This is a genomic window from Collinsella aerofaciens, from assembly GCF_018785245.1.
GTDB lineage: Bacteria > Actinomycetota > Coriobacteriia > Coriobacteriales > Coriobacteriaceae > Collinsella > Collinsella aerofaciens_AD.
Genome location: NZ_WQPL01000078.1, coordinates 21,878 through 32,098 on the forward strand (window position 1 = coordinate 21,878; position 10,221 = coordinate 32,098).

Here is a 10,221-nt window from a genome sequence, read left to right on the forward strand (position 1 = left end):
TTTGCCCGAGGCGTGGGCCGATAGCGTATCATTATCTCTTGCTTGTTTGCACCGCTCAGGGAGGGGCCGCGCATGGCGCAGGAACACGATCTGTTTGATGACATTATCGAGATCAGCAAGGGTTTCGACTTTCTTAAAAACCCGCTTGGCGGCGTGACCGATGCACTCGATCCGTCGGCGCCGCAGTGGAATCCTGCCGACTACAAGGAGCGCCCGCGCGGCAACACCATTCCGTGCTTGACCTGCAAAAACGAAAAGAGCGGCTGCACCGCGTGCATGGACGTGTGCCCGGTCAACGCTATCGAGGTCGAGGAAGACGCCATCGAGATCCTCGACTCCTGTCGCAAGTGCGGCCTGTGCGCCGCTGCCTGTCCGACCGAGGCGATCATCTCGCCGCGTCTGGCGCCCAAAAACCTGTATGACGATATTGTCTCGGCGGCTACGAGCCACGAGACCGCCTACGTCACCTGCACGCGCGCCCTCAAGCGCATGCCGCGCGAGAACGAGGCCGTCGTTGCCTGCGTGGGCGATATTACGGCCGAGACCTGGTTCTCGGTACTGGCGGACTATCCCAACGTGAGTGTGTACCTGCCGTTGGGCGTGTGCGATAAATGCCGCAACACCGGCGGCGAGGACATTCTGGGCGAGGCGATTGCGAAGGCCGAGGAGTGGTCTGGCACGGGTATGGGCCTGGAGGTCGACCCCAAGAGCCTCAAGTGCCATAAGCGCCGCGAGTACGAGCGCAAGGAGTACATGGAAAAGATTGCTCGCACCACGGGCCTGACGGTGACCAAGCTCAACCCGGCGACGGCGGCGCTGGCCTCGGTGACGCAAAAGCTCAAGGCCCATCGCCATCAGATTACCCAGCTGGAGCGCACGCTCAACACCATGTGCGGCACCACGACGACCAAGCGTCGACGTTCGCTCACGCACGGGCGGCAGCTGGTGCTCTCGACGCTGCAAAACCACCCCGAGCTTGCCCAGAACATGCAGGTGAGCACGCCGGAATGCGATTTTGACAAGTGCACGTCGTGCGGTGAGTGCGTCAACGTGTGCCCCACGTTCGCCTGCGATTTGGTGGGAAGCGGCCGCTTTGCACTGGAGTCCACGTATTGCCTAGGTTGCGGAGCCTGCGTCAAGGTGTGTCCCGAGCATGCGCTCAAACTTGTTGAACACGATGCGTCCAACTTGGTCGTCGTCGATCCCGAAGCCGAGGAAAAGGCCGCCCAGAAGGCGAAGGCTCACGAAGAAGCTGAGAAGGTCAAGGCCGAAGCAAAGGCCAAGCTCGACAAGATGCTCGATCAGGTGGAGAAGCTCGCGGACTAGCCAGCGACCCCAATTTTTGCTTCATTTGCGCCGCCGCGGTGTCCGGATTCGCCCGGATGCTGCGGCGGCGCTATACTTATGCAGTTTGAAGTACCTGTACCAAAAGGAGCTGTCGTGTCCCTTTCCATCGGTATCGTGGGCCTGCCCAACGTGGGCAAGTCGACGCTGTTCACCGCGCTTACCAAAAAGACCGGCCTTGCCGCCAACTACCCGTTTGCCACGATCGACCCCAACGTGGGCATCGTCGATGTGCCCGATAGCCGCCTGCAAAAGCTCGCCGACATCGTCAACCCCGGCCGCATTGTGCCGGCTACGGTCGAGTTTGTCGACATCGCGGGCCTGGTGAAGGGTGCCAACGAGGGCGAGGGCCTGGGCAACCAGTTCTTGGCAAACATCCGCGAGACCGACGCCATCTGCGAGGTCGTGCGCTACTTTAAGGACCCCAACGTCATGCGTGAGGTGGGCCGCACGGGCGAGTTCGTCGATCCCGCCGGCGATGCCGACACCATCATGACCGAGCTCATCCTGGCCGACATGGGCACACTCGAGAAGCAGCTGCCTAAGCTCGAGAAGGAGGCCAAGCGCGACAAGGAGCTCATGCCCAAGTTCGAGGTCGCCAAGCGCCTACTCGCCTGGCTCAACGAGGGTAAGCGCGCCGCATCTATGGAGATGACCGACGAGGAGCGTGCCGCCGCCAAGGGCCTGTTCCTGCTCACCATGAAGCCCATCCTGTACGTGGCCAACGTGGACGAGGATATGCTCAACGACGACCTGGCGCCCATCGATGGTGTCAAGCCGCTGCCCATCTGCGCCAAGATCGAAGCCGAGCTTTCCGAGCTCGACCCCGAGGACGCCGCCGACTACCTGGAGAGCCTGGGCCTGGAGCAGCCCGGTCTGGACGTGCTCGCGCAGGCAGCCTACAAGCTGCTCGGCCTGCAGTCGTTCTTTACGGCCGGCGAGATGGAGGTCAAGGCCTGGACGGTTCGTCAGGGCGCGACCGCCCCGCAGGCCGCCGGTGTCATCCACACCGACTTTGAGCGTGGCTTTATTAAGGCCGAGGTCATTGGCTACGACGACTACATCGAGCTCGGCGGCGAGCAGGGCGCTAAGGCTGCCGGCAAGCTACGCATTGAGGGCAAGGACTATGTTATGGCCGATGGCGACGTCGTGCACTTCCGCTTTAATGTGTAAGGACGACGCGCATGTTTAAATATGGCAAAAAAGCTGGCTACATGGGTATTGCGCTGCTCGTACTTGCGGTGATTCCGCTGGCGGTTGCAGCGTTTGTTATCCCCAACATTGGCCCCGAGGTGGCAACGAAGTTTAACGCAGCCGGCGAGGTGACGCGCTGGGGCAAGAGCTACGAGCTGCTGGCACTGCCGGTGCTCAACCTACTGCTGAGCGTGGCGACGTACTTTACGGCGGGACGCCAGGCTAAAAACAATGATGACTCCGCCGCCATGGCGCGCATCGTGTGCGAGCGCTACCTGCGCAACGGCTGCATCACGGGTGTGTTCCTCAACGTGATCAACGTTTACTTTATGTACTCGGCGATTACCGGAACGGGCTTTGGCTTTGGTTTCTAGCTTGTCCTTTTAGGCAACGAGCCTGCACGCATATTCAATGGCTGCTGCGAGGCCGCCGCTCGATCGTGGTTTAAAGACCATGTCGGCGGCGGCCTCGTTTTCGTATCCGGCGCCGCGAAGGGCAAGTGCGATACCGGCTTCCAGGAGAAGGGGCAGACCGCGTTGGCTGGTTGCGATCACGGCAGCCTGATTGAGCGAGCAGCTGTGCGCCTGGCATTGGATAGCAAGTTCACCTTGCGCCGGGCAAGGGACCAGAACGGCGGCGACGCGACTTGATAGCAATGCAAATGCTGTGCGCTCATCGGGCGAAAGGCATTCTGCTTCAACGACGACGAGCTTGAGCGGTGCGCTGTTTGTGCGAAGCGTGGCTCGGTACATGCGGACCGAAGAACCCGACATAGAAAACTCCTGTGTATTCGGCAAAACGTAAACTATAGTTTACGTTTATGTTCGGCTCCATTTCAAACTCGGCTGCATGGACGAACGTGCGAAACAGATTCTTGGCAGGCGGGTCGAAGAGACACGCAGAGACCTTGGTATCTCCAAGGTTGATTTTTGTGTGGCAACAGGAATCAGCCGACCCTACCTCGACCGAATCGAAGATGGGACGGCAAATTTCACGCTCAGGGTTCTATTTAAGATCGCGCCCGCACTCGGCATGACGGTGTCAGAGCTTCTCGAGGGCATTGAATAGAAGATGCCTATTGACCGGTGGTTACACCATCGGGATGCGGTCGTGGTTGACTTGGCTGTAGAACAGGCGCTGAATCTCGGCTGCATCACGTGACTGGCCGAGTGCCCACATGGTTTTGGCCACGAGCGTCTCGGTGGTCATATCGTCGCCGCGCAAAATACCCGGATGATCGGCGTAGGCACGGCCGACCTCATAAACGCCCAGATCGAGGCCCTCTTCGGGGACCTGCGTGGTCATAACGACGGTGCGGCCCGAATCGACCCAGCGGAAAATCGCCTCTTGGAACGACTCGCCTGACTCACCAAACTCGGGGATACCGCCAATGCCAAAGGTCTCCAGAATCACGGCATCGTAGCTATCGGCAAGGGCGTCGAGGATGCCCGGGTTTACGCCGGGCGTAAGCTTGAGTACAAATACGCGCGGGTCGATGCTGTCGTAGAAACGCACCGGGTTTTCGCCCTGATGCGTGCCGTGAAGCCCATTGCGCACGATGCGGTCGTTGCGGATATAGGCAATGGGCGGATAGTTGACGCTAATGAACGCATTGAAGCTCATCGTGCGCTGCTTGCGGGCGCGCGTGCCGGCAATGGCGACGCCGCCAAACACGATCGAGACGTCGTGCGAGTGTTCGTCGAGCGCATAGAGCAAGCTTTGATACAGATTGAGCTTGGCGTCGGTAAAGGGGTTGCCCATGGGCTTTTGCGAGCCGGTGAGCACGATGGGCTTGGGGCTGTCCTGAATCAGGTAGGAAAGCGCTGCCGCGGTGTAGCTCATGGTGTCGGTGCCGTGCAGAATCACGAAGCCGTCGTGGTCGGCATAACCCTCGACGATGACGTCGCGGATACGCATCCAGTCACTGGGGCGCATATTGGTGCTGTCGATGTTCATGGGCTGCACGACGTCGAGCTCGCAGAGGCCCGAGATCTCGGGGACGCTCTGGGCGAGTTCCTCACCGGTCAGGGCGGGGGAGAGGCCGTTGCCGTCCTCGGTCGATGCGATGGTGCCGCCCGTGGCGATGAGAAGGATGCGCTTCATGCTGGTATTCCTATCGTATTTGCCGCCGCAGAGGCGGAGTCGTTCGGCAGTATTGTGGCACAGGGCATCCAATGTTCAAACGTATTACATCATCTGTAACGTCTGGTAACACTTCAATTGTTGTTAAATAGGGGCCCAGATCGTGCGTTTGCCGTGCGCTGATGGCTGCGAGGGACGAGAAACCCCATATAACGTGTACACTATGAAAGTTATTTTCGTTCATTCACGCGGGTGGGCACCGGCTCCCCGCCAACAAGAGGGGGAACCATGGATCAAAAGGCTTCCGCAAAGGTCCTCGTACTCGACTTTGGTGCGCAGTACGGTCAGCTCATTGCCCGTCGCGTCCGCGACCTCAACGTGTATTCCGAGATTGTCCCCTGCGACATCTCGGCCGACGAGATTCGCGAGATGAACGCCTCTGCGCTCATCCTTTCTGGCGGCCCGGCCTCCGTGTATGCCGAGGACGCTCCGTCCATCGACCCCGCCATCTTTGACCTGGGCCTTCCCGTCCTGGGCTTTTGCTACGGCCATCAGATCACGGCCGTGACGCTCGGCGGCAAGGTCGGTCACTCCGAGGTGGGCGAGTACGGCCGCGCCACCATCACGCGCACGGCTGGCGCCAAGCTTTTTAACTCCACGCCCATGGAGCAGACCGTGTGGATGAGCCATCGCGACGCCGTTTCCGAGGTGCCCGAGGGCTTTACCGTTACCGCCAGCACCGACGTGTGCCCGGTTGCCGCCATGGAGTGCCCCGAGCGCAAAATCTTCACCACGCAGTTCCACCCCGAGGTCAAGCACTCCGAGTACGGTCAGCAGCTGCTGAGCAACTTCCTGTTTGAGATCTGCGGCCTGGAGCCCAACTGGAGCATGGACAACCTGGTCGAGACCATGACGGCCGAGTTCCGCGAGAAAGTCGGTGACGACCGCGTGATTCTGGCTCTGTCCGGTGGCGTCGACTCCTCCGTCGTGGCCGCGCTGGGCGCCCGCGCTGTGGGCAAGCAGATGACGTGCGTCTTCATCAACCACGGCCTGCTGCGCAAGGGCGAGCCCGAGCAGGTGGAGGAGGTCTTCACCAAGCAGTTCGACGTCGACTTTATCCACGTCCACGCCGAGGACCGCTATGCCGAGCTTCTGGCCGGCGTGACCGAGCCCGAGCAGAAGCGCCGCATCATCGGTACGCAGTTCTGGAAAGAGTTCTTCGCCGTGGCGCAGCAGCTCGAGACCGATGGCAAGCCGGTCAAGTATCTGGCTCAGGGCACCATCTACCCCGACATCATCGAGTCCGGCGCTCGCAAGACGGGCGGCAAGACGGCCACCATCAAGAGCCATCACAACCTGATCCCGTTCCCCGAGGGCGTGCACTTCGACCTTATTGAGCCGCTCGACCACTTCTTTAAGGACGAGGTCCGCGCGCTTGGTCTGGCGCTCGGACTGCCGGGTCACATCGTGTTCCGCCAGCCTTTCCCGGGCCCGGGTCTTGCCATCCGCATCATCGGCGCGGTCGACAAGGAGAAGCTCGAGATCCTCAAGAACGCTGACGCTATCGTGCGCGAGGAGCTCGACGCCTACAACCAGCGTCTGTTTGAGCAGACTGGCGAGCGCAACTCCGAGCACAGCTGCTGGCAGTATTTCGCGGTCCTGCCCGACATCAAGTCCGTCGGTGTTATGGGCGACGAGCGCACCTATCAGCGCCCGATCATCCTGCGTGCCGTCGAGTCCAGCGATGCCATGACCGCCGACTGGGCCAAGCTGCCCTACGACGTGCTGGCCCGCATTTCCGGCCGCATCGTGGCCGAGGTTCCCGGCGCCAACCGCGTGTGCTACGACATCACGTCCAAGCCGCCCGCGACCATCGAGTGGGAGTAAACGATATTCGTTGATTTCAAGCCTCTGACCTGCGAAAACAGGTCGGGGGCTTCTTATTTTGCAACCTCTGTGCAACCTTTGCGGTTTCGCGCCCCGTGAACAGGGGACGTAGCACTGTTCACGTCTGGGCCCATATCCGCACCGATCATTGCCCGCGCTGCTTCTGCTTGCGCTTCAGCTTCCGCTGCTCGAGGCACGTCGCCCGGTGTTCCTCGCCAGAGGAGAGCTGGCCGTTCCTTGCGAAACCGCGAGGCCACCTATATCCGCTTGCTGCGGGCTTGCTTGAACCAGTTCCTTTTGAAAGAGCCTATACCTCCGAAGAACTTGTTGTACGTCTCACCGTCCTCCTTGGCCTCGTACTTGACCAAGGCAAGTTCGATAGTACAGAGGTAATCCGCCACTTGCTCGAGGCGGTAGTCGGTCATCGAGGTCTTGCGGCGTCGGACGACCCCTTTTGAGAGGACCTTGCCCACCGAGTCGTCTCGCCCGCGGAACAGAAGGAGCGCATCCTCGCGACCTTCGGCGACCTGTGCTGCGAGATGGAGGGCTGCACCATCGTGCAGGGCCCTTTCCAAAGCGAAGTGTCGAGCCGAAGTGTTGAGCGTCGGCCCTGAATGTTCAATGGCCGTTGTTTTCTGCCCCTCAAGTGGTGAACTTCTCCTCGGGGCTGTTGATTCCCCCACGCGCCCCCTTCCGTTCTCTGTGTTCCCCTTATACTCCTTGTACAAGGAGGTAAGAAGTCATGGACAAGACCGCACAGGACAGCTTGGCAAAGAAGCCCGTCGACATGAGGGACAGGATTCTCGAGCATCTCGAGGCCCTCACCTCTGCCGTCTCGCTCGACGACCTTGCCCGTCTGTCCACCTCCGACATCGCCGAGACGCTCATCATCTCCAGGAGTCTGGCGAGCCAGTACCTCAACGACCTTGTTCGCGCCGGCCTTGTGGTTAAGGTGGCGGGCAGGCCTGTCCGTTATTTTCATCGCCGCGCGTTCCAGAAGCGTTTTCAGGTAAAGCTCTCTGCAAGCGAGTACGCCTCGCTCGCCGACCTCATCCAGGCGACGGGAATCGCCGATCACCGTGACTTCGCGCGTGCCGTGGGCTTTGACCTGAGCCTCAGCTCCGTTGTCGAGCAGTGCAAGGCTGCGGTTCAGTACCCTCCGTTCGGCCTGCCCATCCTCTTGAGCGGCGGCGTGGGTGTCGGCAAGTCTTTTCTTTCTCGTCTTGTGTACGAGTACGGTAAGAACCAGGGCTTGCTGCCCCGCGACTCCTCCTATGTGCGCATCGACTGCGCCGGGGTCCCGGACGCCGCCTCGTTCAACGGGCTTCTTGACGAGTCGATCGCGAAATCGCGCGGGGGTGTGGTTTTTGTCAACGGCATCGAGGCACTCTCTCCCTCTGCGATGGAGCACTGCCTTGCGACGGCCCTCGGGCTCGATGCCTCCCAGGATGCGCCGCGCGCTCGCCTCGTTCTTTCGACGACGCTTTCCGCCGATGACCTGAAGGTTTCCTCGGCCTACAGCAAAATGCCCATCTGTGCCCGCGTCCCCTCACTCAAGGAGCGGACCCCCGAGGAGCGCGAGGATCTCATCTTGAGCTTCCTGCGCAGCGAGGGGTGCCGAATCGGTTCTGATGTGAAGATTAGCCGCGGCGCATACCGTTGCCTCGTGAACGCGGACTTTTCCGATAACATCGCCGGCTTGCGCGCCTGCGTGACGAACTGCTGCGCCAAAGCGTTCCTCAATCGCGAGGGCGACTACGTCGTCGTTCGCCCGTATCTTCTTCCCAGCGGGCTCCTCTCCTCCGCGCAGATCGATCAACAGCCCGATGATGGCGTTCTGATCGACGCGTCCCTGGATGCCGCCGAGAGCACAGGGCCGGTCGAGCAGGCGCTCGATGCCCTGTGCTCTCTCGATGAGCGATTCTGCGCCGGGGAGCTCTCTGTCTCCGAGCTCGTCTCGCAAGCTGTCTCCGCTGTGCGCGGCGTTGAGGATCACTTGATCTTCGGCCGCGGCGTTACCTCCTCGAGGTCGCGCGCCTTCGAGCGCATCGTGGGCGCGGTCCTTGCCGACGCAGGCTCTTCTTATGGCATCGAGCTTTCGAGGAAGGTCGCTTTTCTACTGGCCCAGGAGATTTGCCTGCAGTTGTGGCCGGGCATCGGCCTGGCTAAGCGAAAGTCTGCCTGTGCGGAGCAAATCTCCCATCTCCTCGGTGCCGTGACCTCCGAATTACCGTTTGCCTCGAGCGTCTCCGATCAGGTCGCCGCAGACGTGGAAGGGGCGCTGGGAATCTCGCTCGATCACTTCACGAAGACGCTTCTGACGCTGTGCGTCGCATCGGAGTCTCGCGATGCGAAGGCCCTTCGGACGCTCTGCGTCATCTTGTCCCACGGCTACTCAACGGCGACGAGCATCGCCGACGCGGCGAACCGTATGCTCGGCATGCATGTGTACGAGGCTGTCGACATGCCCTACGACCAGCAGCTGAAGGACATCGTCGGTCCGCTCCAGCGTCTCGTCGACCGCCATTCCTACTGCACCGGGGTCGTGTTCCTCGTCGACATGGGCTCCTTGGAGGAGGCCTATAAGGCCCTCGAGAACGTTACCGACTCCACTATCGGCGTGGTGAACAACGTCTCTACCGGTCTTGCGCTCGAGATCGGGGTCGGGCTGCTCGGCGGCAAGTCCATCGCCGAGGTTCTTGGCGATGCGACCGCCGCGTGCGTGACGCACTGCAAGGTGATCGAGCGCGTCAACCGTGAGGACGCCATCGTCTTCTGCTCCGAGTCCGGGGTCGACGCCGCGGAGAGGATACGCCAGCTCGTCTCGCAGAGCCTCCCGCGCACCATAGGCGCGCGCCTGCTCACGAGGCCCTTCAAGCAGCTCGTCGCGAACGGGTCGAATGACGCCGTTTTCTCCGAGCACCGCGTCTGCGCCGTCATCGGCACGGGAGACCCCGGGGTCGCCTCCGTCCCCTTCGTCGCCCTCGAGGACATCATGTCGACGGCGTCCGCCTCTAAGGTTGATGCCGTGTTCGGCAGGTGGCTTGACGCTTCCGAGCTCTCTTCTTTCCACGAGAAGCTGCTCTCGAACATGACGCTGCAGAACGTCATCCGCTCCATCACCATCCTCGACCCGGAGCGGCTATTCCACGAGATCGAGAGCGCCGTGCACGAGCTTCAGCGCAGGACAGGCGAGAAGATCGGCAGCAACGCCATCATTGGGCTCTACGTCCACCTCTGCTGTCTCGTCGAGCGCCTTGTTACCAGAAACCCCATTGAGACCTACGTTGGCCAGGACCGCTTCGAGGAGGAGCGTGCCGATTTCATCGAGTCCTTCAGGCAGAGCTTCTCGAGCATCTCGACGCGCTATCGCGTAGAGGTTCCCGTAAGCGAGATCGCATATGTCTTCGACTACATAAGCGTGAGCGCCGCCCCGGCGCGAGAAGAGCGCCTCGGCTCCTCGGACCTCCTGCTCGACGAGTGACCTTCCCCGCGCCGCCGCAAGCTGACTGCGCGTCCTCAATAATCCGATAACCCCTTGCCCGGCGCGAATCCGGATAGCGCCGAGGCAGTACCGAACGTAAAACTTCATTTGATAGGAGCAAACATGAGTGTTGTTATGGCACGAATCGACAAGGCTCTGTTAGACCAGGATTGACATACATGTGTCCCCACGGTGCCATATCGTTGACCCCATAGACCGCGATGATGGGG

General features: G+C 61.0%; 9 protein-coding genes. 6 read left to right on the forward strand and 3 right to left on the reverse strand.

Translation table 11 applies throughout. From position 1 onward, the window contains the following. Positions 1-72 precede the first annotated feature (72 nt). The 3 genes from GPK39_RS09380 (at position 73) to GPK39_RS09390 (ending at position 2,912) form a co-directional block, all read left to right on the forward strand. Positions 73-1,326 (forward strand): 4Fe-4S binding protein, encoded by a 1,254-nt coding sequence (locus GPK39_RS09380; protein ID WP_215675229.1) that lies wholly within the window; start codon positions 73-75, stop codon positions 1,324-1,326. Positions 1,327-1,440: 114 nt separating this feature from the next. After that, complete coding sequence (gene ychF / locus GPK39_RS09385) at positions 1,441-2,517, forward strand: redox-regulated ATPase YchF (protein WP_035136922.1); 1,077 nt, start codon at positions 1,441-1,443, stop codon at positions 2,515-2,517. Positions 2,518-2,528: 11 nt separating this feature from the next. Beyond that, entirely contained in the window at positions 2,529-2,912 is a 384-nt protein-coding gene (locus tag GPK39_RS09390; protein ID WP_215675231.1) for a DUF1648 domain-containing protein, read from the forward strand. A gap of 9 nt (positions 2,913-2,921) precedes the next feature. Here the strand turns inward: GPK39_RS09390 and GPK39_RS09395 are convergent, their stop codons facing one another. Next, positions 2,922-3,311: a hypothetical protein gene (locus tag GPK39_RS09395; RefSeq protein WP_195621399.1), complete on the reverse strand. Its 390-nt coding sequence runs from the start codon at positions 3,309-3,311 to the stop codon at positions 2,922-2,924. A 76-nt stretch (positions 3,312-3,387) separates the two neighbouring features. On the opposite strand from GPK39_RS09395, the gene GPK39_RS09865 reads away from it, so the two are divergent. Then, on the forward strand, positions 3,388-3,606 hold the full coding sequence (locus tag GPK39_RS09865; RefSeq protein WP_215675233.1) for a helix-turn-helix domain-containing protein: 219 nt from the start codon (positions 3,388-3,390) through the stop codon (positions 3,604-3,606). Between the two features lie 21 nt (positions 3,607-3,627). Here the strand turns inward: GPK39_RS09865 and GPK39_RS09405 are convergent, their stop codons facing one another. Next, on the reverse strand, positions 3,628-4,641 hold the full coding sequence (locus tag GPK39_RS09405) for an asparaginase (RefSeq protein WP_055287023.1): 1,014 nt from the start codon (positions 4,639-4,641) through the stop codon (positions 3,628-3,630). A 267-nt stretch (positions 4,642-4,908) separates the two neighbouring features. Here GPK39_RS09405 and guaA point away from each other — a divergent pair, with 267 nt between their 5' ends. Then, positions 4,909-6,507 (forward strand): glutamine-hydrolyzing GMP synthase, encoded by a 1,599-nt coding sequence (gene guaA, locus GPK39_RS09410; RefSeq protein WP_215675235.1) that lies wholly within the window; start codon positions 4,909-4,911, stop codon positions 6,505-6,507. A gap of 257 nt (positions 6,508-6,764) precedes the next feature. On the opposite strand, the gene GPK39_RS09415 is transcribed toward guaA, so the two are convergent. Beyond that, positions 6,765-7,190, reverse strand: a complete 426-nt coding sequence (locus GPK39_RS09415) for a hypothetical protein (RefSeq protein WP_055287019.1) — start codon at positions 7,188-7,190, stop codon at positions 6,765-6,767. 59 nt (positions 7,191-7,249) lie between these two features. Here GPK39_RS09415 and GPK39_RS09420 point away from each other — a divergent pair, with 59 nt between their 5' ends. Further along, positions 7,250-9,991 (forward strand): PRD domain-containing protein, encoded by a 2,742-nt coding sequence (locus tag GPK39_RS09420; RefSeq protein WP_055287017.1) that lies wholly within the window; start codon positions 7,250-7,252, stop codon positions 9,989-9,991. Positions 9,992-10,221: the final 230 nt, after the last annotated feature.